Here is a 21,678-nt window from a genome sequence, read left to right on the forward strand (position 1 = left end):
CCGCGCGTCCGGGCACGGGACTCAGATCGCGTGCTTCTCCCGGTAGAACTCGACGCGCTGGGCGAGGATCTCCTCCAGCTCGTCCACGCTGCGCCGCTCCAGGAGCATGTCCCAGTGCGTGCGCTGGTGCTTCTCGTTGGGGTTCACCGGCTTCTCGCCGTTGACGATGATTGCTTCCTTGCCGGTCTTCGACACCCACACCGGCGGGATCTCGGCCTCCGCCGCGAACGTGACCGTGACCTTCTCGCCGTCCGCGGTGCGGTACTCGACGCGCTGTCGCGGGGCCGGCTCGACACCGGCCTCCGTCTCCATGGACTGGGAGCCCAGACGCATTCCCCTGAGGCTGCGGTCGCTCATTGTGGTGGTTCCTCCATAACTGACGGTGGCCACGGCAGTGGCGCACGCTCGGGCTGACGGCGGGTCCGGGACCCGGGATCCGTTGGGTGCAACGCACGGGCCCCCCGGGATGTTCCCCGGAACGCTCCGGGAAGTGTTCCCCGGAGCGTTCTCGGGAAGGCACGCCGGGCCCGCGTGGGAACTCGGTTCAGCGGGAGGCCGGCCCCTCCTGCGGGGGCATCGGGTCGTCGACGCGCACGGGGGCCTCCGGGTCGATGCTCGAGGGCCGGGGGATGGTGAACTCGTCCGGGTCGACCGTGGTGCGCTCCAGGTTGGGCTGGAGGTCCTCCTCCGTCACCCGGACCGCGTCGGGAGTGACGAGCGGCTCGTCCGCGGGCTCGGGCCCGGGCTCCTGCTCGTCGTCCTCCGACCAGGTCCGCTGGGGGCCCCGGCCGTCCTCGTCCGACCGGGAGAGGAACTCGCCCACGCCGCGCAGGGCGTCGCCGAGCTCGGCGGGGATCATCCACACCTTGTTGGCGCTGCCCTCGGCGACCTTGGGCAGCGTCTGGATGTACTGGTAGGCCAGCAGCTTCTGCGTCGGCCGGGCCCGGTGGATCGAGTCGAAGACCTTCCGGATGGCCTGGGCCTCACCGTCCGCGCGCAGGATCGCGGCCTTCGCCTCGCCCTCCGCGGACAGGATGGCGGCCTGCCGCTGGCCCTCGGCCATGAGGATCCTCGACTGCTTGTCGCCCTCGGCCGTGAGGATCACCGCGCGGCGCTCCCGCTCGGCGCGCATCTGCTTCTCCATCGAGTCCTGGATGGACGGCGGGGGAGTGATCTCCTTGATGTCCACCCGCGACACCCGGATGCCCCAGCGCCCCGTGGTGGAGTCCAGCACCCCGCGCAGCTCGGCGTTGATCTTGTCGCGGGAGGTCAGTGCCTCCTCGAGGTTCAGACCGCCCACGACGTTGCGCAGGGTCGCCGACGTCAGCTGGTCGGCGGCCTGGATGTAGTCGACGATCTCGTAGGTCGCGGCCCGCGGGTCCATGACCTGGAAGTAGACGACGGTGTCGATGCCGACCACGAGGTTGTCCTCGGTGATCACGGACTGTGCCGGGAAGGACTGCACCTGCTCGCGCAGGTCGATCAGGGGCAGCAGGCGGTCCACGAACGGGATGAGGAAGTGCAGCCCCGGCGTGAGGGTGCTCTGGTACTTGCCGAGGCGCTCGACGATGCCGGCCCGCGCCTGCGGGATGATCCGCACCGACCTCAGCAGGATGATGAAGACCAGGACGACCAGGACGGCGAGCAGGACGATGACGGCTAGGTCCACGGGTGCCTCTCTCAATGGGGTCTCGACGGGGCCGACCCGGACGGCGGCGACGCCGGTGCGGTCGGTGGGGTCAGAAGGACGGGCGCGGCGCCGGCCCGCCGTCGGCGGCCGGCGCGGGGTACGGGGCCACGAGGACGGTGGCGCCCTCGATGTCGTGGACGAAGACGTCGGTTCCGGGGGTCAGCTGCTCGCCGGTGACCGAGCGGGCGCTCCAGGTGTCGCCCTCCAGGCGCACCAGCCCGCTGCGACCGGTCACGGGATCCAGCACCTGGCAGGGCAGCCCGATGAGCCGGGCGGCGTTGGACACGGTCCCGGGCGTGGAGCGGTTGAGGCGGCGCAGGGCGACCGGTCTCACCACGAAGATGAGCAGCACCGAGGCCAGGGCGAACGTGACCACCTGGATCACCACGTTGTCGGTCACCCAGCTCACCGCGAACGCCAGCAGCGCGGCGGCGGACATCATCAGGAACAGGAAGTCCAGCGTGAGCATCTCGATGGCGGCGAGTCCGATCATGGCGATCAACCACATGACCCACGCGTTCTCGACGAGCCACTCCCACATGACGGTCACCGGCCTCTCGTCCGCCTCCGCGAGGGCGTCCCCGCGTCCCTCCATTGTGCCTCACGGCCCCGACACCACGCCGGAACAGCGTGGCGGCAGCGCTCCGGCGGGCGTCCCCGGAATAGGCGATGTCCCGGCGGCGTTGAGATCTCTACGGTGGTCGCACCGGTGTCCTCGGGACCCGACGCCACCGACCCTCGATCCGACCCGGCGCCCGGCGCCGGGCCACAACCCACCCAGCCGCGGCCTGCGGGAGGAGGAGAACCATGAAGCTCATCACCTCGGTGGCGGTCTCCGCAGCCGGCGCCTGGCTCGCGGGCACGGCGACCGCCGTGGTCGGCCTCTCCGCGCTGCAGTCGCGGCTGCCCGCCGTGATCGCCCGGGGCATCCCCGCCGAGCCCGACTTCGAACGTGCCTTCGTCCTGCTCGGCACCGGGCGCTGCGCGCCCGACGACGACCGCGCGGAGGCGCTGCGGGCCCGGCTCGAGTCCGCCCACGGCCGGCCCGTCGTCTACGTGGACCTCACCGTCCGCCCGGGCGCCTCCGCGCGTCAGGCCACCCGCACCAGAGCGCTGGCGCGGAACTTCCACGCCGATCTCGTGCTGGACCACGACACCGGGTCCGTGGCCGGCCGCCCCTGACCGGCGCCGGTCACCCGCCGCTGGTCGTCACCGGCAGCGGCGCCGTGGCATCGAGGATGTGGAAGGCCTCCGCACTGAAGTCGATGGTGACCTCGTCGCCGGCGGCCGCGTCCGGGACGTCGGACAGGTCCAGGGTCAGCACCGTGCCGTGGTCGAGCAGCACCGGGACCCGCTTGCCGCCGACCGTGTACGTCAGCTCGTTCTCCCGGGACGGGATGTGGTTGATCAGGCCCACCTTCTTGGCGGACGTGGTGGGCTCGGTGCACCCGTAGTCGATGCACCAGCCCTCCGGGAGCGTCTTGACCTGGGCCAGCTCCGTGGTCCAGGAGTAGAGACGCTGCTCCGGCGGGCTGCTGGCGAAGAACATCCCGCCGACCCGGAGCAGGTCGTAGTACAGCGAGTCGATGTCGTTGGCCAGGACGTCGCTGGCCCCGGCGTGGATCAGGGCGTCCTTCCCGAGGCCGGCGTCCCGGATCGCGGCCACCGCACCGTCGAAGCGGTTCTTCTGCGCGACCGTGGTGTTGGCCGTGTCGTTGCGCTCGATGGCCTCCTCGTCGCCCTCGGTGATGGTGGAGAAGTGCGTGGCGATGCCCGCGAGCTCCAGGTGCGGGGCGTCCTCGACGGCCCGGGCCAGGGGGAGCGCCTCCTCGGGCACCACGCCCTCGCGCCCCATGCCGGTGTCCACCCACAGGTGGACCTTCAACGACCCGCCCGTGGTCGACAGCACCTTCTCCGCCTCCTCGACCCACGCGGGGTCCGTGGCGGCGACCTCGACGTCGTAGTGCATCAGCAGCGGGATGTCCTCGACCTGGGCGACGTAGAGCACGGCGATCTTCGCCTCGACGCCGGCCTCGCGCAGGGCGATGGCGTCGTCCAGCTTGGGCACGAACACGTAGTCGACGTCGGCCGCGTCCTCGATGACCTTCCCGAACACGTCCACGGGCTCGCCGTTCTTGAGCACCGCGCCCAGCTGGACGTCCGACGGGAAGTCCGCCCGGATCTCCTCGGCGTTGCGCCGCACGGTCTCCGTGTCCACCGTCAGGAGGGGGATGTCCTGCGTGCCCTGTGTCGTGTAGGTGTAGGCCGTCTTCTCCCCGACGTCGCTGCCGCCGGAGGCGAAGGAGACCTCGACCGTGCCCGGCGTCCCGCGTGCCGGGGCCACGCAGGCGTGCCGGGACGAGCGGTCGTCGAACTCGCACTCGACCTCCGTCTCGCCGAAGCGGACCGTGACCGGGCCGTCGGTGTCCCCGCCGGTGTCCGCCAGAACCAGGTTCCCGCCCTGCAGCCCGCCGTGAGAGGGGGAGAGCGCGACCGAACCGGAGGCGGTCGCCGGGGGTGCGTCCGAGCCGGCGTCCTGCGCGCAACCCGCCAGGGCCAGCACCGACAGGGTCAGCACCGACGTGACCAGCCGGCGTCCCCGGCGGTCCGGCGCGATCACACAGTTCTGTCGTCCCACGGATGTCCTTCCCTCGAGCATGTATTTGCCGACGTGAATCCAGGTCGGCCACGGCGAGCGTACCGGCGAGCGGCGGCCCGGACCTGGACGGCAGGGGAATCTCCCCACAAGTGGCCACAAGACGGGCACGAGCAGGCGCAACATACGGAGATCAACGCCCGGGTCCGCCAGGACGCGGGGAACGGACGCCGCCGGCCGCGTGTCGATGCGGCCCGGCTCGGCGGGTGCCGTCGCCGACGACGTGGCCGAACGGCTGGGCTCCGTCGGCGAGCGGCGAGGATGGCCAGTGCGCCCGAGCACGGTGCCGGGTGCCCGGCGACACGGACCGTCGAGGGGTCCAGGAACAACGGGGTGGAGCGCGGGACGGCGCCGTCCCGACGCTCCTTCCCGTAACGCCGATAATCGACATTATGTAAAGTAGTGGCGAACGGAGCTCCCCTCCGGCGCCCTCCGTCCGCTTTGTACCACCACCGTTTGCGCTCCGCACTGCGGACACCGGGTCGACGCCCCCACCCGATCGTCCCGGAAGCCACCGTCCGGCCGGCTTCTCCTCCTGCGCGCCTCACCCGGCACTCCCGCCTTTCCCATGACCCCGGAGCGCCACGGCTTCGGGCGGGCCCCCGGGCCGGCGCGGCCGGCCCCATCGACCCGCGGTCGAAGGTTGAGACTTTTTCCTCTCGGAAGCCTCAACTCTCAAGGTGCAGCTGAGGCTTCGACGGGTCCGGATCGCGGTCGTGCGACGCCGCACTAGACTGCCAGCATGCACACGTCGGCCCCCCTCACCGCCCTCCCCGAGCAGCGCACCGCGGGCTCCGGCCCGTGGGCCGCGGCGCTGACCGTGGACGTGCTGCTCGTCCTGCTGTTCGCGGGGCTCGGCCGCCGGACGCACGCCCTGGACGCCGCCGGCCTCCTGAGCACGGCGTGGCCGTTCCTGGCCGGGCTCCTGCTGGGCTGGCTCGTGTGGCGGGTGCACCGGACCCCGTTCGGCATCTGGCCCCGGGGTGTCGCGCTGTGGGCGACGACCGTGGCCGTGGGCATGGGCCTGCGGCTGACCGTCGGCGAGGGTGCGGCACCGAGCTTCGTCCTCGTCACGCTCGGGGTGCTCGGCGCCTTCCTCCTGGGCCCTCGAGCCCTGGTCCTGGCGCTGCGCACGGCCCGTTCCCGCCGTCCGGACTGATCCTCCCCGTCCCGCCGGTCCCGCCGGCCCCGTTCCCGAGAAAGGTGCTCCATGCTCACCGCCATCGTCCTCATCAAGACCTCCGCCGACCGGATCCCCGAGGTCGCCGAGCAGATCTCCGACATCCCCGGCATCAGCGAGGTGTACTCCGTGACGGGTGACTGGGACCTGATCGCGATGGTGCGCGTGCACCGGCACGAGGACCTCGCGGACGTCATCGCGGACCGCCTCTCCAAGGTCGACGGCGTCGTGGGCACGAACACCAACATCGCCTTCCGGACCTACAGCAAGCACGACCTGGAGGCGGCCTTCTCCCTCGGCATCGACTGACAGGCCGGCGCCCGTGCCGCGGCCGTGCGCACGGACGACGAAGGCCGGTGAGATGCTCTCCCACCGGTCTTCGTCGTCGGCCTTCCGCCGGCGCGGGGACTCAGCGCGCGGTGTGGGCGATCCAGCGGTCCAGGACGGCGCGAGCGGCGCCGCTGTCCACGGACTCCTCCGCGCGCCGGACCGCCGCGGCCATCCGGTCCTGGAAGGGCCCATCCGCGGTGGGGTCGAAGGCGACGAGCCCGGCGGCCGAGTTGAGCAGCACGGCGTTGCGCACGTGCCCCTTCTCCCCCGCCAGGACGCGTTCGACGACGCCCGCGTTGTACCGGGCGTCCTGGCCCCGCAGGTCCTCGATGGTGGCCCGGGGCATGCCGAGGTCGAGCGGCTCGAGGTCGTGCCGGTCGACCCGTCCGTCGCGCACCTCCCACACCTGGGAGGGTGCCGTCACGGTGAGCTCGTCGAGGCCGTCGGCGCCCCGGAAGACGAGGGCGCGGTCGCCGCGGGCCGCGAAGACGCCCGCGATCAGCGGCGCCAGCGCGGGGTCGGCCACGCCGACGGCCGAGGCCTCGACCCGTGCCGGGTTGGTCATGGGTCCGAGGAAGTTGAAGGCGGTGGCCACGCGCAGCTGCGCACGGGCGGCGGCGGCGAAGCGCATCGACGGGTGGAAGGTCTGGGCGAAGAGGAACGTCATGCCCACGTGCCGGGCCGCGGACTCGACCATCTCGACCGGCTGGTCCAGCCGGACCCCGAGCGCCTCCAGGACGTCGGCCGAGCCCGACTTCGACGACGACGCGCGGTTGCCGTGCTTCACGACCTTGGCCCCGGCGCCAGCGCACACGAGGGCCGACATGGTCGAGATGTTCACGCTGGAGAGCCGGTCGCCCCCGGTCCCGACGATGTCCAGGGCGGGGCCGGAGATGTCGACGGGCCGCGCGTTGCCCACCATGGCGTCGGCCAGTCCGGTCAGCTCCTCGACCGTCTCCCCCTTCGCGCGCAGGGCCACGAGGAAGCCGGCGATGACGACGTCGGACACCTCGCCCGACATGATCGTGTCCATGGCCCAGTAGGCCTGGTCGCGGGTCAGGTCGGTCCCGGAGATCAGCGCCGTGATCAGGTCCGGCCACTCGAGGTTCGGTGCGGTCGTCGGTGTCGTCGTGTTCACGCCCCTGATCGTATCGCTCGCCGCCGGACCGGCCGGAACGGGCCGCCGGCCGGTCCGGCGCCGCCTCCCGACGGGGATGTGACAGGGATCACATCCGGCCCGGCCGGGCGTCCACATCCGCGGCCGCGCGGGCTCCGGGAGCGCGGAGACGCCGCACGGCCTGGTCGCGGACGGCGGCGGGCACCCGGACACGCGAACCGCCCGACCCCCTCCTGGTTGGTCCACCGGGAGTTTTGGCGACATAATGTCTCTGTGACGACTGCAACCCATACCCCAGCCAAGCCGGTAGGCGGGTCGATCAATCGGCCCAACCTCACCTCAGTGGGCACCATCGTGTGGCTCTCCTCCGAGGTGATGTTCTTCGCCGGCCTCTTTGCCATGTACTTCACCCTGCGCTCCACCGCACCGGAGCTCTGGGCCGAGGAGTCCGCCAAGCTGAACATCCCACTGGCCCTCGCCAACACCATCGTCCTGGTGCTGAGCTCGGTGACCTGCCAGTTCGGCGTCTTCGCGGCCGAGCGGCTCCAGCCCCGCCGGGCCGGCGGGATCCTCCAGTTCACCCGGTGGGGAATGATCGAGTGGTTCGCCCTGACCTTCATCATGGGCGCGATCTTCGTGGCGGTGCAGTCCTTCGAGTACGCCGAGCTGGTCGCCCACGGCATCAGCATCCCGGCCAACTCCTACGGCTCGGCCTTCTACATCACCACGGGCTTCCACGCGCTGCACGTGACCGGCGGCCTCATCGCGTTCCTGTTCATCATGGGCCGTGCCTTCATCGCCAAGCGCTTCGGCCACTTCGAGGCCACCTCGGCGATCGTCGTGTCCTACTACTGGCACTTCGTGGACGTCGTCTGGATCGTGCTGTTCCTCGTGGTCTACTTCCTCCGATAGGCCGCGCCGTCCGAGGACGCACCAAGCAAACCAACACCGAAATGAAGGAACGTTTGACGTGAAGGCACTTTCGCAGCAGCGGCGCCACCCGCTCGCAGTCCTCGTACTGATGGTCCTGGCCCTGCTCCTCAGCGGTGGGCTCTACGCAGTCGCCACCACCACCAACGAGGCCAAGGCCCAGACCGAGTCCTACACGGCACAGGACATCGAGGAAGGCGAGAAGCTCTTCGTCGCGAACTGCTCGACCTGCCACGGCCTCGAAGGCGCCGGCACCCCGTCCGGTCCGTCGCTCGTCGGCGTCGGTGCCGCCGCCGTCGACTTCCAGGTCGGCACCGGGCGCATGCCCATGCAGGCCAACGGCCCGCAGGCCATGGACAAGGCGGTCCAGTTCAACGACGAGCAGGTCCGTCAGTTCGCCGCGTACGTGGCGACCCTCGGTCCCGGCCCCGCCGTCCCCGAGGAGCAGTACCTGGACGTCGCCCAGGGCAACGCCGCCAACGGTGCGAAGGTCTTCCTCGCGAACTGCGCCATGTGCCACAACGCCGCCGGTGCCGGTGGCGCTCTGACCCGCGGCAAGTACGCCCCTTCCGTGATGAACGTCGAGGAGAAGCACATCTACGAGGCCATGCAGACCGGCCCGCAGAACATGCCGGTGTTCAACGACGCGAACATCACCCCCGAGGAGAAGCTCGACGTCATCACCTACCTGAAGACCCTCGAGGACAACCCGAACCCCGGTGGATTCGGCCTCGGCGCCCTCGGCCCGGTCTCGGAGGGACTGTTCGTCTGGACCATCGGACTCGCCGTCATCATCGGGTTCACCGTATGGCTCACCTCGCGTTCCGCCTGACGCCGCGTGCCGGCAGCGGATGTCGGACCCCGAAGCTACGATCAACTGCACCAAGAGAAGAATGAGGGACCACATGGGAAGCCACAGTGACGGCACTCCCCACCAGTCGGGAACCGTTGCCACCACGGGCACCACGGCAATGGAGCGTTTCCCCGACCCCGGACTGCCCCCGCACAGCCCGCGCCTGACGGACATCGACTCCGCGGCCGCCAAGCGCGCAGAACGGCAGGTCGTCCTGCTGTTCCTGCTCTCGATCGCCGGATCGATCCTGTTCTTCGTCGGATACTTCGGCATCCGCGTCGACGGCCCCATCTACGACGTCACGAACACCGAGCCCACGCGGGCCCTGCAGCTGCAGAACCTGCTGCTCGGCCTGGGCGTCGCCCTGGGCATGTTCGGCATCGGACTCGGCGTCGTGCACTGGGCCCGCACCCTCATGCCGGACCACGAGCTGGTCGAGAGCCGGCACGCGGTGCGCACGGAGGAGCAGCGCGCCGAGGCGCAGAGCATCCTGACCACGATCTACGACGAGTCCGGGATCAAGCGCCGGCCCCTGCTGCGCAACACCCTCATCGGTGCGGCGGTGCTCGCTCCCCTGCCGTTCGTCGGCCTCCTCCGGGACCTCGGCCCGACGAACCTGGACGTCCTCAAGGAGACCCTCTGGGACGAAGGGATCCGTCTGGTGCGCGATCCCTCCGGCACCCCCATCAAGGCCTCGGACGTCACGCTGGGCTCCACGTTCCACGTGGTCCCCGAGAACCTGAACACCATCGGGCACAACGAGGGTTACCTCGACGAGAAGGCCAAGGCCGTGGTCCTGCTCATGCGCCTGGATCCGGAGATCGTCAACGTGCCCCCGGAGAAGACCGACTGGAACGTCGACGGCATCTTCGCCTACTCGAAGGTCTGCACGCACGTCGGCTGCCCGGTCGCGCTCTACGAGCAGCAGACGCACCACCTGCTGTGCCCGTGCCACCAGTCCACGTTCGACCTCGCCAACGATTGCGAGGTCATCTTCGGGCCGGCCGCACGGCCCCTTCCCCAGCTGCCGATCACTGTGGACGACGAGGGCTACCTCGTGGCCCGCAGCGATTTCCAGGAGCCGGTCGGTCCGACCTACTCGCAGCGCGGTACCCATGTCGAAGAGATGCAGGGTGAGGCGAACTGATGTCCACGTCCACTGATTTCGAGTACAAGCCCCAGACGGGCACCGGCCGGATCGCCAATTTCGTCGACACCCGCATGGGCATGTCGCCGATGGTCAAGGAGTTCGGACGGAAGATCTTCCCCGACCACTGGTCCTTCATGTTCGGCGAGGTGGCGCTGTACACCTTCGTCATCCTGCTGCTCTCCGGCACGTTCCTCGCCCTGTGGTTCGAGCCCTCGATGGCGGCCCTGGAGTACGAGGGCTCCTACGTCCCGATGCAGGGCGTCGAGATGTCCGCGGCCTACGCGTCCTCCCTCGACATCTCGTTCGACATCCGCGGCGGTCTCTTCCTGCGCCAGATCCACCACTGGTCGGCGCTGGTCTTCGCCGCGGCCGTGTCCGTGCACATGCTCCGCGTGTTCTTCACGGGCGCCTTCCGGCGGCCGCGCGAGCTCAACTGGCTCGTCGGCGTCGCGCTCTTCCTGCTCGCGATCGTCGCCGGCTTCACCGGCTACTCCCTTCCCGACGACGTGCTCTCCGGAAACGGCCTGCGCATCGCCGACGCGATCCTGAAGGCGATGCCCATCGTGGGCGCGTACATGTCGATGTTCCTGTTCGGCGGCGAGTTCCCCGGGCACGACATCATCGCGCGCCTCTACATCCTCCACGTGCTCGTGATCCCGGCCATCATCCTGATGCTGATCGTGATCCACTTGTTCATGGTCGTGGTGCACAAGCACACCCAGTTCCCCGGCCCGGGCCGCACCGAGAACAACGTGGTCGGCTTCCCCGTGGGGCCGATCTACGCTGCGAAGGCCGGCGGGTTCTTCTTCATCGTGTTCGGGATCATGGCCCTGATGGCGGGCACCACCACCATCAACGCGATCTGGAACTACGGACCGTACGATCCCTCCCCGGTCCAGGCCGGTTCTCAGCCCGACTGGTACATGGGCTTCACGGACGGTGCGGTGCGCCTCATGCCCGGCACCTGGCCGATCAACTGGGAGTGGACGTTCTGGGGCATGACCATCCCGATGAACGTGCTCCTGCCGATGGCGCCGCTCGCGGTGCTCTTCGGACTGATGGCCGCGTGGCCGTGGATCGAGCGCTGGGTCACGAAGGACGACCGGGAGCACCACATCCTCGACCGTCCCCGGAACGCCCCCTTCCGCACCGCCATGGGTGCGGCGGGCGTGACGTTCTACACGGTCCAGCTGGTCGCGGCCAGTGGCGACCTCATCGCCACGCACTTCCAGCTGGCGGTCAACGACGTCCTGTACTGGTTGCGTGCCCTGTACTTCCTCGGCCCGATCCTTGCCTTCGCGATCACCCGGCGGATCTGCCTGGCCCTGCAGCGCAAGGACCGGGAGATCGTCCTCCACGGCCGTGAGACCGGACGGGTGCAGCAGCTCCCGCACGGAGAGTTCATCGAGGTGCACGAGCCCCTCGACGAGTACAAGCGCTACCGTCTGGTCAACATGCCCGACTACCAGGTGGAGCCGGCGCAGCCCAACGCCAAGGGCAAGATCACGCGCACCGAGAAGACGCGCGAGCGGGTCAGCCGGTTCTTCTTCGAGGACCGTGTCGCGCCCGTGACACCCGCCGAGCTCGAGGCGGCGCACCACCACCACGAGGCCGACGCCCTGACCACGGGTTCCCAGGACCGGGAGCTCGTGCGCTGAGCGGCGAAGGTGCCTGAGACAGGGCCCCGGGAGGATCGTTCCTCCCGGGGCCCTGTCGTGTCCGGGAACCGAACCGCCGCCACCCGGTGGCGGCGGCGGATCCCTGGTCTCCGCCGTGGCTCGCGGGCTGTTCTGCGGCACCCGCAAGCCCCGGGGTCCCTCCCTCCGGAGTCCTGTCCCGGAAGGTCCGCAGACACGCTCCCAGGGGATCCCACCGGCATGTCCCGGCCCACGGGACGGCAGACGGCCCTCTCGCCTTCGCCCAGCCAGGCTCCGCAGTCCTGTCCACTGCGCGCCCGTCAACGGCATGTGAGGACCGACCCCCGTCCGGCAGGTGGGCTCAACGGTGGATCCCAAGGGCCGTCGCGGCGTCGCTGACGGGTGGAGGGAGGGATACGGTCAGCGGAGGGCGCGAGCGGCGACTCGTTCCGGAGGACGACCACCGGACGCCGGCCAGCANGCGTCCGGTGGTGCTGGCCGGCGTCGGCACGCTCGGGGCCTCCCGGATCCTCGGCATCGGGCCCAGGACGGGCTAACGGTGGCGGGCTGAACGCCGCGGTTCCGGGCTCCAGGACACCTGAAGCCCAACAGCCGACCCGGCATCTGTCGGTGCTCGGGCGCGAGAACGGATCACGGTGCTGTCCCGGCAGGGTCTGTCGCCCGGGCGATTACCGGCAGTCGGGAGCGGACGCCCTCCACGGCATCCCGGGATTGCGTCGGAACACGGCCGAGCCTGACCGTGGGCTCTACGTCCCGCCCCTGACTCATGCCCGGGCTCGCTCGGCCGCCGGACGGCACCAATCGGGCGTCCGCGCCATGGACGATGAGCTGCGCCGAGTGGTCCGGTCCGAGCTCGAGCGGGACCCGTCTCCGCAGCAGACCGCCGCGGGGTGGCAGAGGGAGAACGCGCGGCACCCTCAGTGGCACACGTGCCAGGCGATGATCCACCCGGCGCACCACCAGGGCCGGGGCCGCGGACTGCCCCGGCGGTCGGCCGCCCGGGCGCGCACCGGACGGCCGATGCGCCGGCGACGCCGGCGTCCCGGCCAGCGCTCACCCCGAATCGTGGCCCCTGTGCGGGTCCCGGTGCAGGCCTCCGGCGCCGGCCGAAGGCTGCCCGCGGCCCCCGGGTACGGGAGAGGCCCCGGACACCGAGGGGTGTCCGGGGCCTCTCCGACGGTCGGCGTTCAGCCGTCCGGGTCAGTGGGCGTGGTCGCCGCGGGAGTACTCGAAGATCAGACCGACCAGGCCGAGGACCGCCAGGGGGGCGGCCAGGCCAAGGATCCACCAGCCCATGGCCAGGGCGGTGAACGCCAGGGCGCAACCGGTGCCCAGCAGGAGCGGCCACCAGCTCCATGGGGAGAAGTGCCCGTACTCGCCGGCGGACTCGACGATCTCGCCGTCGAGCTTGTCCTCCGGGAGGACGCCACCTGCGTTGCGTTCGACGAGCCACAGGTAGACCGCCAGCATGAAGGACATGGCGGCCACGGCCAGCAGCCCCGGGAAGCCGACGAGCTCGTCGAACCGCGTGAGGAAGCCGTAGACAACGGCCACCACGAGGCTGAAGACGCCGAGGAGAATGAACAGTTTGATGGAGAGTTTCATGCTCAGCCCTTCCGCGTGGCGATGGCGCCGTCGTCGACCGGGGACTGCTGCGGGGACTCCGCGGCCAGCTCCGGGTGGTGCAGGTCCAGCGCAGGCCGCTCGGAGCGGATCCGCGGCAGCGAGGTGAAGTTGTGCCGCGGCGGCGGGCAGGACGTAGCCCACTCCAGCGATCCGCCGAAGCCCCAGGGGTCGTCGACCTCGACCTTCGTGCCGTTGCGCCAGGTGGTGTAGACGTTCCAGAACCACGGGATCATGGACACGCCCAGGAGCATCGCGCCGACCGTGGAGATCTGGTTCATCCAGGTGAAGTCGTCCTCCGGCAGGTAGTCCGCGTAGCGGCGCGGCATGCCTTCCACACCCAGCCAGTGCTGGATCAGGAAGGTCATGTGGAAGCCCAGGAACAGCAGCCAGAAGTGGATCTTGCCGATCCGCTCGTTGAGCATCTTCCCGGTGAACTTGGGCCACCAGAAGTAGAACCCGGCGAACATGCCGAACACCACGGTGCCGAAGATCACGTAGTGGAAGTGGGCCACCACGAAATAGGAGTCCGAGACGTGGAAGTCCAGCGGCGGGGTGGCCAGGATGACACCGGTCAGTCCGCCGAACAGGAACGTGAACAGGAAGCCCAGGACCCACAGCATCGGGGTCTCGAAGGTGATCGAGCCCTGCCACATGGTGCCGATCCAGTTGAAGAACTTCACGCCGGTGGGCACCGCGATCATCATCGTCATGAACGCGAAGAAGCTCAGCATCACAGCACCGGTGACGTACATGTGGTGGGCCCACACGGTCACCGACAGCGCCGCGATGGCGATGGTCGCGAACACCAGGCCCTTGTAGCCGAACAGCGGCTTGCGGGAGAACACCGGGATGATCTCGGAGACGATGCCGAAGAACGGCAGCGCCAGCACGTAGACCTCGGGGTGGCCGAAGAACCAGAACAGGTGCTGCCACAGCACCGCTCCCCCGTTGGCCGGGTCGAAGATGTGCCCGCCCAGGGTGCGGTCCATGCCCAGTGCGAACAGCGCCGCCGCCAGCGGCGGGAAGACCATGATCACGAGCAGCGAGGTGATCAGCGTGTTCCAGGTGAACAGGCCCATCCGCCACACGGTCATGCCGGGGGCGCGCATCGCGATGATCGTGGTGATGAAGTTGACGCCGCCCATGATCGTGCCGAAGCCGGACAGGGCAAGGCCGAAGACCCAGAGGTCACCGCCGGCGCCCGGCGAGAACGAGGAGTTGCTCAGGGGCGTGTACGCGAACCAGCCGAAGGAGGCCGCCCCCTGCGGGGTGAGGAAGCCGGCGGTCGCGATGAGGGAGCCGAACAGGAAGAACCAGAACGCCAGGGCGTTCAGTCGCGGGAACGCGACGTCCGGGGCGCCGATCTGCAGGGGGACGATGACGTTGGCGAAGCCTACGAACAGCGGGGTGCCGAACATGAGCAGCATCAGCGTGCCGTGCATGGTGAACAGCTGGTTGTACTGCTCCTTGGTCTCCAGGATCTGCATGCCCGGCTCGAAGAGCTCGGCGCGGATCAGCAGCGCCATCACACCGGCGATGCAGAAGAAGGCGAAGGAGGAGATCAGGTACATGTACCCGATGGTCTTGTGGTCGGTGGACGTGATCCAGTTGACGACCATCCGTCCCTTGGACCGGGGCACCACGCGCGGAGCGACAGTGGCTGCCTCGTCCCGTGAATACTCGAGTGTGGACACCGGTACTCCTTAGTTGTCGAAGGATTCTACGGGCAGGACGTCGTCGGCGCCCGGGTAGGAGTCGCGGCTGTACTCCTCGCCGAGGGCCCCGGTCTGACCGGCGTCCCGCAGGGACTGGATGTGGGCGTCGTACTCGGCCTGGCTCACCACGTTGACGTTGAACAGCATCTCCGAGTGGTACTCGCCGCAGAACTCGGCGCACTTGCCGAAGTACGACCCCTCCTGCCCCGTGGTGATGTTGATGTTGTTGGTCCGCCCCGGGAACATGTCCGCCTTCTCGAGGAACGCGGGGACCCAGAAGGAGTGGATGACGTCGCGGGAGGTGACCTGCAGCTCGACGTCGCTGTCGACGGGCAGGTACAGGGTGGGCACCCGCTCGGGGACGCCCTCCTCGCCGTCCAGGTGGCCCTGGATGCCGGTGTCCCAGACGTCGTCGGTGAGGTAGTTGAAGTCCCAGGCCCACTGCTTGCCGTACACCTGGACGACCACGTCGGGGTTCTCGTGCGGATCGAGGATCTCGGCCTGGGTCCGCACGGTGAAGAAGAAGAGGGACATGATCAGGGCGATCGGGACGACGGTGTAGAAGACCTCGAGGGGGGCGTGGTACGCGACCTGGCGCGGGTAGCCGGTCTCGTACTTGCGACGGCGGTAGGCGATCATGCACCAGAGCATGAGGCCCCAGGTCACCAGTCCCACGGCGAGGGCTGCGATCCAGGACCCGATCCACAGGTCGAGGATCATGTCGGCGTTGTCGGTGATGCCACGCTCCGTGGGCATCCAGCCGAGCTTCGCCTCTTCCGAGCAGCCCGTCAGCGCGGTTGCTGCCAGGACTGCTACCGCAGACACCTTTGCCGTGCGGCGCCGGAGGCTGTCGGTTCGTGTGTGCGAACTCACAGACGGCCCTTCCTCTTCTTCTCGTGCTCGTCATCTGCGCGCCGCAGGCCCCGATTCCGAGAGCCCGGACACAGTCAGGTGGAATGTTTCCCTCCGAGCTTACCCCGTGTCGCTGACATCTGGTGACACAGTGTCAGCTTCCGCGCGGCGCTCGGCGAGGCCTCCGAGAGCCGTTTCCGGAGGCTTCTGCGGAACGCCGAGAGGCCCGCCGGCCGTCCGGACGGACGGCGGGCCTCTCGGGACGAGCGGGCGGACTCAGTGGAAGGAGTCGCCGCAGGCGCAGGACCCTCCCGCGTTGGGGTTGTCGATCGAGAACCCCTGCTTGGAGATCGTGTCCTCGAAGTCGATGGTCGAGCCCTCGAGGTAGGGCACGCTCATCTTGTCCACGACGACCTCGACGCCGCCGAAGTCGCGCACGGAGTCCCCGTCCAGGATGCGCTCGTCGAAGTACAGCTGGTAGATGAGGCCGGAGCAGCCGCCGGGCTGCACCGCCACGCGCAACCGGAGATCGGTGCGGCCCTCCTGCTCGAGCAGGGCGCGGACCTTCTGGGACGCGACGTCGGTCAGGTCGACGCCGTGGGTGGGGAGGCCGTCCACTGCGGCGCCGTTGTCGGTCGTGACGCTCATGATGCTCACTTTCTGTGCAGGGGTGCCGCGCGGAGTCGGGCCGGCGGCGGGTCTGTCAGGGGCACAACGGATGCGCGTTCCGGTTCATTCCCGGGACTGCACCGCGTGACGGGCGGTGTCGTCGAGGGCGAGCAGCATGAGCGTCTCCGCGACCACGGCGCGCTCGAACTCCGCGAGGTGCAGGGACTCGTTGGCGCTGTGCGCGCGGGAGTCGGGGTCCTCTACGCCCGTGATGAGGATGGCCGCCTCCGGATAGACCTCCGTCAGGTCCGCGGTGAAGGGGATGGAGCCGCCGATCCCCGTCTCCACGGCGGGCCGGCCCCACGACTCCCCCAGCGCCCACCGCGCGATCCGGGCGGCCTCGGAGTCCGTGTCGGTCCGGAGGGACTGTCCCGTCTCCTCGAGCTGGAAGTGCACGTGCGCCCCGAGCGGCGCGTGGGCCTCGACGTGGCGCCGGAGCGCCTCCGCGGCCTCGGCGGGGTCCTGCCCCGGTGCCGTGCGCAGGCTCAGCTTCGCCCGGGCGGAGGGGGCGATGGTGTTGGAGGCGACGTCCACGGGCGTGACGTCCATGCCGGTGACGGACAGGGCCGGCTGGGTCCAGAGGCGCGAGGCGATCGAGCCGCGGCCGGCGAGCCGGACACCGTCCTTGACCGCGGCGTCGGCCCGGAACCGCTCCTCGTCGTAGACCAGGTCGGTGCGGTCCTCGGCGAGCAGCCCCTCGACGGCGACGGCGCCGTCGTCGTCGTGCAGGGTGGCGATGAGGCGGGCCAGCAGCGTGGGGGCGTCCAGGACCGGTCCGCCGTACATGCCCGAGTGGACGGCGTGCTCGAGCACGGACAGCTCCACGACGGCGCCGACCATGCCCCGCAGGCTCGTGGTCAGGGCGGGCACGCCGACCTCCCAGTTCGCGGAGTCGGCGATCACGATGACGTCGGCGGCCAGCCGGTCCCGGTGGGCCTCCAGGAAGTCCCGGAAGGACGGGGAGCCGGCCTCCTCCTCCCCCTCCACGAAGACGGTCACGCCGAGGCCGAAGCCGTCCCCGCGGTGGGCGGTCGCGGCGCGCAGCGCTCCGACGTGGGCCATGATCCCGGCCTTGTCGTCGGCCGCGCCGCGGCCGTAGAGGCGGCCCCCGCGCTCCTCGGCGGCGAAGGGCTCCGAGTCCCACAGTTCGCGCCGACCCGGGGGCTGGACGTCGTGGTGGGCGTAGAGCAGCACGGTGGGGTGACCGGGCGCCGGGCGGCGGTGGGCGACGACGGCGGGGTGGCCCGGGCCGTCCCCCAGGGGCACCCGGAGGATCTCCACCTCGTCCAGCCCGGCGTCCGAGAGGACGCCGGCCACGGCCTCCGCGCTGCGCTCGAGCTGCGCGGGGTCGAAGGACTCCCAGGCGATGCCGGGGATCGCGACCAGCTCGACGAGTTGCTCGAGGATGCGCGGCATCCCCGCGTGCACGACCGTGCGCACGGCGTCGACGGGCGAGGGATCGGTCGGGGCGCAGGGTTCGTTCATGGTGACCACCCTATGCCGGGGGTCCGGCGGGGACCGGCAGGTCCGTCGGCTATCCTTGACGGGTGTTTGGACGCAAGAAGGATGCAGATCGCGCGGGGTCCACGTCGGTGACCGCTGCCCCCGCCCCCGCCGAGCCGGTGACCGCCCCGCGGCAGACGCCGGGCAAGGGCCGGCCCACGCCCAGCCGCCGGCAGCAGGAGGCGGCCCGGCGCCGGCCCCTGGTCCCGGAGGACCGCAAGGCCGCGAAGGCGCAGTCCCGTGACGCCGCACGCGAGCAGCGGATGCGGGCGCAGGCCGGCATGGCCGCCGGGGACGAGCGGTTCCTCGGCCCGCGGGACCGTGGCCCGCAGCGCCGGTTCGCGCGGGACTGGGTCGACTCCCGGTTCAACGTCGGCGAGTACCTCATGGTGGTGGCGCTGCTCGCGCTCGTCATCCTGTTCTTCCCCGTCCAGGATGTGGCCACCTACGGCGTCTACCTCATCTGGGCCCTGATGATCCTGGGCATCGTGGACGCCGTCCTGTCGACGGCCCGGATGAAGAAGGCGATGCAGGCGAAGTTCGGGACCGTGGAGCGCGGCGTGCGCTGGTACGCGGCCATGCGCTCCTTCACGATGCGACGCCTCCGCCTGCCCAAGCCCCAGGTCGCGCGCGGTGAGCGGCCCTCCTGACCCCGCCGGGCCGTGACCCGCGTCCGCCACGGATGCCGGCGACGGCCCCGGTTGCGCTGCCCCCGGACCGGACGGTCCGGGGGCAGCGCTGTTCCCGCTCCGGGCCGGCCCGTCAGCGCAGGGACCGCCCCGCCCGGACGAGACCCTGGTTGATGCGGCGCGCCCAGAAGGGACCCTCGTAGAGGAAGGCCGTGTAGCCCTGCACGAGCGCGGCACCGGCGTCGAGGCGCTCCCGGACGTCCTCGGCCGTGGTCACACCGCCCACGGAGACCAGGGCCAGCCGGTCCCCCACGCGCTCGCGCAGCAGCCGCAGCACCTCGAGGGAGCGCCGCCGCAGCGGGGCCCCGGAGAGCCCCCCGGCGCCGTGGGCCTCGATCTCGGCCGGGTCGGAGACCAGCCCCAGCCCGTCCCGGGCGATCGTCGTGTTGGTGGCCACGATGCCGTCCAGGCCCAGGTCGAGGGCCAGGTCCGCGACGGCCAGCACGTCCTCGTCCGACAGGTCGGGGGCGATCTTCACGAGCAGGGGGACGTGCCGGTCCGCGGACTCGTCGGCGGCGCGGCCCACCGCGCTCAGGAGCGGCCGCAGGCTCTCGATCTCCTGCAGCTGCCGCAGTCCCGGGGTGTTGGGCGAGGACACGTTGACCACCAGGTAGTCCGCCAGGGGGGCGAGGGTCCGGGCGCTCTGCAGGTAGTCGTCCACCGCGTCCTCCAGCGGCACCGTCTTGGTCTTGCCGATGTTGACACCGAGCACGGGGCGGGCGCGCCCGCGGTGGTCCGCCTCGAGCTCGCGGCGTGCCCGCGCGAGACGCGGTGCCACCGTCTCCGCCCCCTCGTTGTTGAACCCCATCCGGTTGACCACCGCGCGGTCCCGGACGAGCCGGAAGAGGCGGGGGCGCGGATTGCCAGGCTGCGCCTGGGCGGTCACGGTGCCGATCTCCACGTGGCCGAAGCCGAGATCGGTGAGGGCGCCGATCCCCTCCGCGCCCTTGTCGAAGCCCGCCGCCAGCCCGAACGGGGACGGGAACCGCAGGCCCAGCGCCTCCACCTCGAGCGCGGGATCGGGGCGGGTGTACACCCGCAGGGCCGTGCTGATCCGCGCGGCCCGCGCCGCCCGGATCCCGACGAAGCCGACCCGGTGGGCCGTCTCGGGGTCCATCCGGGAGAAGACGGCCGTGAAGAACGTAGGGTAGAAGCGCATGGTCCCAGTCTTCCACAGGGCACCCCTCCGACCGGGCGGTCGCGGAGGGGCTTCCGGGCCGGCGCCCCGACGGACCGTCCTCGCGAGGTGAGGGCATGAGCGCTCCCCCGGACCCGTGGGTCCCCGACGTGCTGGGACCGGGCTTCCGCGCGCGGACCGTCGACCTGGCCCCCGACTCCGCCCCCCACTCCACCGCCACGGTGGTCCGCTACCGGCCCGGGGACGTCGCACCCGCGCCGGGCAGCCTGCGCGGAGCCGTGCTGTACCTGCACGGCTGGTCCGACTACTTCTTCAACGCCGAGCTGGCCCGCACGTGCGCGGCCGCGGGATACGCGTTCTACGCCCTGGACCTGCACGGCTACGGCCGCAACCTCACCGACGAGGTGCTCGCCGTGGAGGACGGCCGCCCGGGGCACACCACGGACCTCGCGGACTACGACGACGACATCGCCGCCGCGCTCGAGCTGATGGCCGAGGACGGTCTTCCCGGCCCGGACGGGCGGCTCGTGCTCATGGGCCACTCCACCGGAGGTCTCACCGCGGCGATGTGGGCCTCACGGCACCCCGGCCGGCTCGACGGACTGGCCCTCAACGCCCCCTGGATCGGCAGCCACGGCTCCGACGCCGTGGGCGCCGCCCTGCGGCCCCTGGTGGCCAGGCTCGCCGAGCAGCGCCCGGACCACCCCGTGCGGGCCCGGCTGCGCAGCCACTACTACCGGGTGATCAGCGAGCACGCCGAGGGCGAGTGGCCCATCGACTCGCGCTGGCGTCCCGAGACCAGCTTCGACATCACCCCGGGCTGGCTCAATGCTGTCCTTCAGGCTCAGGGTGAAGTTGCGAAGGGTCTTGACCTTCACCTTCCAGTACTGGTGCAGACCTCCGCCCGGTCCTGCATCCGCCCGTGGTGGACCGAGCAGATGCGCTCGGCCGACACCGTGCTGGACGTCCGGCAGATCCGCCGGCACGCCTCCGATCTGGGCACCGACGTGACGCTGCGCTCCTACGAGGGCGCCGTCCACGACGTCCATCTCTCCCGGAAGGCCGTGCGGCGGGCCGCGCAGCGCGATCTCGCGGCCTGGCTGCGCGGTCTGCGGAGGCGCCGGCCTCAGGCGGAGGCGCCGGGCCCGGCCACGCGGTCGACGGCTCCGCCGTAGCGCCGGTCCCGCCGGGCGTAGACCTCGACGGCCTCCCACAGGGTGCGGCGGTCGACGTCCGGCCAGAGCACGTCCTGGAAGACGAGCTCCGCGTAGGCGGACTGCCACAGGAGGAAGTTCGAGATCCGCTGCTCCCCGGAGGAGCGGAGGAAGAGGTCGACGTCCGGCAGGTCCGGCTCGTCCAGATAGCGCTGGACGGTCTTCTCGTCGATGCTGCGCGGGTTCAGGGTGCCCGCCCTGGCGTCGGCGGCCATGGCCGCAGCGGCGTCGGCGATCTCCGCCCGTCCTCCGTAGTTCACGCACATCGTGAGGGTGACGACGTCGTTGTCGCGGGTCGCCCGCTCCGCCTCCTCCAGGCGGTTGATGACCGAGCGCCACAGGCGTGGCTTGCGCCCGGCCCACCGGATCCGGATGCCCCACTCCTGGAAGGTGGGCAGCTGGCGCTCCATGACGTCGGCGGTGTAGTTCATCAGGAACGTCACCTCGTCCAGGGAGCGCTTCCAGTTCTCGGTGGAGAAGGCGTAGGCGCTGACGTACGGGATGCCCATCTCGATGGCCCCGGCCATCACCTCGATCAGGGCCGCCTCCCCCGCCTTGTGGCCCTCGTTGCGCGGCAGGCCGCGCTGGTTCGCCCAGCGCCCGTTCCCGTCCATGACCACGGCCACGTGCCGGGGCACGAACTGCTGCGGGATCGGCGGGGCGCAGGCACCGCTGGGATGGGCGGGCGGGGCGGCAAAGCCGGGCATG

The 21,678-nt window shown here is 70.7% G+C and carries 21 protein-coding genes; 9 read left to right on the plus strand and 12 right to left on the minus strand.

The features are described from left to right. Positions 1–21 precede the first annotated feature (21 nt). The 3 genes from ACH9D2_RS16615 to ACH9D2_RS16625 all read right to left on the minus strand — a co-directional run bounded on the left by ACH9D2_RS16615 (position 22) and on the right by ACH9D2_RS16625 (position 2,285). Entirely contained in the window at positions 22–357 is a 336-nt protein-coding gene (locus tag ACH9D2_RS16615) for an RNA polymerase-binding protein RbpA (RefSeq protein WP_396363933.1), read from the minus strand. 187 nt (positions 358–544) lie between these two features. Further along, positions 545–1,669, minus strand: coding sequence for an SPFH domain-containing protein (locus ACH9D2_RS16620; protein ID WP_396363934.1), 1,125 nt, complete (start codon positions 1,667–1,669; stop codon positions 545–547). 70 nt (positions 1,670–1,739) lie between these two features. Continuing rightward, positions 1,740–2,285, minus strand: coding sequence for an NfeD family protein (locus ACH9D2_RS16625; RefSeq protein ID WP_396363935.1), 546 nt, complete (start codon positions 2,283–2,285; stop codon positions 1,740–1,742). A gap of 212 nt (positions 2,286–2,497) precedes the next feature. On the opposite strand from ACH9D2_RS16625, the gene ACH9D2_RS16630 reads away from it, so the two are divergent. After that, positions 2,498–2,872 (plus strand): hypothetical protein, encoded by a 375-nt coding sequence (locus tag ACH9D2_RS16630; RefSeq protein WP_396363936.1) that lies wholly within the window; start codon positions 2,498–2,500, stop codon positions 2,870–2,872. 10 nt (positions 2,873–2,882) lie between these two features. Here ACH9D2_RS16630 and ACH9D2_RS16635 read toward each other — a convergent pair whose 3' ends face one another. After that, positions 2,883–4,328, minus strand: coding sequence for an alanine racemase (locus ACH9D2_RS16635; protein ID WP_396363937.1), 1,446 nt, complete (start codon positions 4,326–4,328; stop codon positions 2,883–2,885). A gap of 760 nt (positions 4,329–5,088) precedes the next feature. Between ACH9D2_RS16635 and ACH9D2_RS16640 the strand changes: the two genes are divergently transcribed. After that, complete coding sequence (locus ACH9D2_RS16640; RefSeq protein ID WP_396363938.1) at positions 5,089–5,505, plus strand: DUF3054 domain-containing protein; 417 nt, start codon at positions 5,089–5,091, stop codon at positions 5,503–5,505. Between the two features lie 51 nt (positions 5,506–5,556). Beyond that, positions 5,557–5,835 carry an Lrp/AsnC family transcriptional regulator gene (locus tag ACH9D2_RS16645; protein WP_298592074.1) on the plus strand — a complete coding sequence of 93 codons (279 nt, stop codon included), beginning with the start codon at positions 5,557–5,559 and terminating at the stop codon, positions 5,833–5,835. A gap of 100 nt (positions 5,836–5,935) precedes the next feature. On the opposite strand, the gene trpD is transcribed toward ACH9D2_RS16645, so the two are convergent. Continuing rightward, positions 5,936–6,994 (minus strand): anthranilate phosphoribosyltransferase, encoded by a 1,059-nt coding sequence (gene trpD / locus ACH9D2_RS16650; protein ID WP_396363939.1) that lies wholly within the window; start codon positions 6,992–6,994, stop codon positions 5,936–5,938. A 252-nt stretch (positions 6,995–7,246) separates the two neighbouring features. On the opposite strand from trpD, the gene ctaE reads away from it, so the two are divergent. The 4 genes from ctaE to qcrB all read left to right on the plus strand — a co-directional run bounded on the left by ctaE (position 7,247) and on the right by qcrB (position 11,564). Continuing rightward, positions 7,247–7,885: an aa3-type cytochrome oxidase subunit III gene (gene ctaE, locus ACH9D2_RS16655; protein ID WP_396363940.1), complete on the plus strand. Its 639-nt coding sequence runs from the start codon at positions 7,247–7,249 to the stop codon at positions 7,883–7,885. A gap of 58 nt (positions 7,886–7,943) precedes the next feature. After that, positions 7,944–8,735, plus strand: coding sequence for a cytochrome bc1 complex diheme cytochrome c subunit (qcrC, locus tag ACH9D2_RS16660; RefSeq protein WP_396363941.1), 792 nt, complete (start codon positions 7,944–7,946; stop codon positions 8,733–8,735). 73 nt (positions 8,736–8,808) lie between these two features. Continuing rightward, complete coding sequence (qcrA, locus tag ACH9D2_RS16665) at positions 8,809–9,903, plus strand: cytochrome bc1 complex Rieske iron-sulfur subunit (RefSeq protein WP_396363942.1); 1,095 nt, start codon at positions 8,809–8,811, stop codon at positions 9,901–9,903. After that, positions 9,903–11,564: a cytochrome bc1 complex cytochrome b subunit gene (qcrB, locus tag ACH9D2_RS16670; protein WP_396363943.1), complete on the plus strand. Its 1,662-nt coding sequence runs from the start codon at positions 9,903–9,905 to the stop codon at positions 11,562–11,564. Before qcrA ends, qcrB begins: the two co-directional genes overlap by 1 nt. Positions 11,565–12,764: 1,200 nt before the next feature. Here qcrB and ACH9D2_RS16675 read toward each other — a convergent pair. From ACH9D2_RS16675 to ACH9D2_RS16695, 5 genes are all read right to left on the minus strand, one after another. Then, entirely contained in the window at positions 12,765–13,169 is a 405-nt protein-coding gene (locus tag ACH9D2_RS16675) for a cytochrome c oxidase subunit 4 (RefSeq protein WP_396363944.1), read from the minus strand. A 2-nt stretch (positions 13,170–13,171) separates the two neighbouring features. Continuing rightward, complete coding sequence (gene ctaD, locus ACH9D2_RS16680) at positions 13,172–14,884, minus strand: aa3-type cytochrome oxidase subunit I (protein WP_396363945.1); 1,713 nt, start codon at positions 14,882–14,884, stop codon at positions 13,172–13,174. Positions 14,885–14,893: 9 nt separating this feature from the next. Further along, positions 14,894–15,778 carry an aa3-type cytochrome oxidase subunit II gene (gene ctaC / locus ACH9D2_RS16685; protein WP_396363946.1) on the minus strand — a complete coding sequence of 295 codons (885 nt, stop codon included), beginning with the start codon at positions 15,776–15,778 and terminating at the stop codon, positions 14,894–14,896. A 255-nt stretch (positions 15,779–16,033) separates the two neighbouring features. Beyond that, entirely contained in the window at positions 16,034–16,405 is a 372-nt protein-coding gene (locus ACH9D2_RS16690; RefSeq protein WP_058873612.1) for a HesB/IscA family protein, read from the minus strand. 84 nt (positions 16,406–16,489) lie between these two features. Beyond that, positions 16,490–17,911: a dipeptidase gene (locus ACH9D2_RS16695; protein ID WP_396363947.1), complete on the minus strand. Its 1,422-nt coding sequence runs from the start codon at positions 17,909–17,911 to the stop codon at positions 16,490–16,492. A 107-nt stretch (positions 17,912–18,018) separates the two neighbouring features. Here ACH9D2_RS16695 and ACH9D2_RS16700 point away from each other — a divergent pair, with 107 nt between their 5' ends. Further along, entirely contained in the window at positions 18,019–18,579 is a 561-nt protein-coding gene (locus tag ACH9D2_RS16700; protein ID WP_396363948.1) for a DUF3043 domain-containing protein, read from the plus strand. A gap of 112 nt (positions 18,580–18,691) precedes the next feature. Here ACH9D2_RS16700 and ACH9D2_RS16705 read toward each other — a convergent pair whose 3' ends face one another. Beyond that, a complete protein-coding gene (locus ACH9D2_RS16705; RefSeq protein WP_396363950.1) occupies positions 18,692–19,777 on the minus strand; it encodes a quinone-dependent dihydroorotate dehydrogenase in 1,086 nt (361 codons plus the stop codon). Between the two features lie 95 nt (positions 19,778–19,872). On the opposite strand from ACH9D2_RS16705, the gene ACH9D2_RS16710 reads away from it, so the two are divergent. After that, positions 19,873–20,931, plus strand: a complete 1,059-nt coding sequence (locus ACH9D2_RS16710; protein ID WP_396363951.1) for an alpha/beta hydrolase — start codon at positions 19,873–19,875, stop codon at positions 20,929–20,931. Here the strand turns inward: ACH9D2_RS16710 and ACH9D2_RS16715 are convergent. Further along, positions 20,883–21,677 carry an isoprenyl transferase gene (locus tag ACH9D2_RS16715; protein WP_368831031.1) on the minus strand — a complete coding sequence of 265 codons (795 nt, stop codon included), beginning with the start codon at positions 21,675–21,677 and terminating at the stop codon, positions 20,883–20,885. The genes ACH9D2_RS16710 and ACH9D2_RS16715 overlap by 49 nt on opposite strands. Position 21,678: the final 1 nt, after the last annotated feature.

Origin of the sequence: Kocuria rhizosphaericola (assembly GCF_044462205.1) — a bacterium.
GTDB lineage: Bacteria > Actinomycetota > Actinomycetes > Actinomycetales > Micrococcaceae > Kocuria > Kocuria rhizosphaericola.

Excerpts from the sequence above, each read along its gene's own strand:
- ACH9D2_RS16615 (WP_396363933.1), bottom strand. The coding sequence starts at position 357 with ATGAGCGACCGCAGCCTCAGGGGAATGCGTCTGGGCTCCCAGTCCATG.
- ACH9D2_RS16625 (WP_396363935.1), bottom strand. The coding sequence starts at position 2,285 with ATGGAGGGACGCGGGGACGCCCTCGCGGAGGCGGACGAGAGGCCGGTG.
- ACH9D2_RS16630 (WP_396363936.1), top strand. The coding sequence starts at position 2,498 with ATGAAGCTCATCACCTCGGTGGCGGTCTCCGCAGCCGGCGCCTGGCTC.
- ACH9D2_RS16640 (WP_396363938.1), top strand. The coding sequence starts at position 5,089 with ATGCACACGTCGGCCCCCCTCACCGCCCTCCCCGAGCAGCGCACCGCG.
- ACH9D2_RS16645 (WP_298592074.1), top strand. The coding sequence starts at position 5,557 with ATGCTCACCGCCATCGTCCTCATCAAGACCTCCGCCGACCGGATCCCC.
- qcrA (WP_396363942.1), top strand. The coding sequence starts at position 8,809 with ATGGGAAGCCACAGTGACGGCACTCCCCACCAGTCGGGAACCGTTGCC.
- qcrB (WP_396363943.1), top strand. The coding sequence starts at position 9,903 with ATGTCCACGTCCACTGATTTCGAGTACAAGCCCCAGACGGGCACCGGC.
- ACH9D2_RS16675 (WP_396363944.1), bottom strand. The coding sequence starts at position 13,169 with ATGAAACTCTCCATCAAACTGTTCATTCTCCTCGGCGTCTTCAGCCTC.
- ACH9D2_RS16690 (WP_058873612.1), bottom strand. The coding sequence starts at position 16,405 with ATGAGCGTCACGACCGACAACGGCGCCGCAGTGGACGGCCTCCCCACC.
- ACH9D2_RS16695 (WP_396363947.1), bottom strand. The coding sequence starts at position 17,911 with ATGAACGAACCCTGCGCCCCGACCGATCCCTCGCCCGTCGACGCCGTG.
- ACH9D2_RS16705 (WP_396363950.1), bottom strand. The coding sequence starts at position 19,777 with ATGCGCTTCTACCCTACGTTCTTCACGGCCGTCTTCTCCCGGATGGAC.
- ACH9D2_RS16710 (WP_396363951.1), top strand. The coding sequence starts at position 19,873 with ATGAGCGCTCCCCCGGACCCGTGGGTCCCCGACGTGCTGGGACCGGGC.
- ACH9D2_RS16715 (WP_368831031.1), bottom strand. The coding sequence starts at position 21,677 with ATGCCCGGCTTTGCCGCCCCGCCCGCCCATCCCAGCGGTGCCTGCGCC.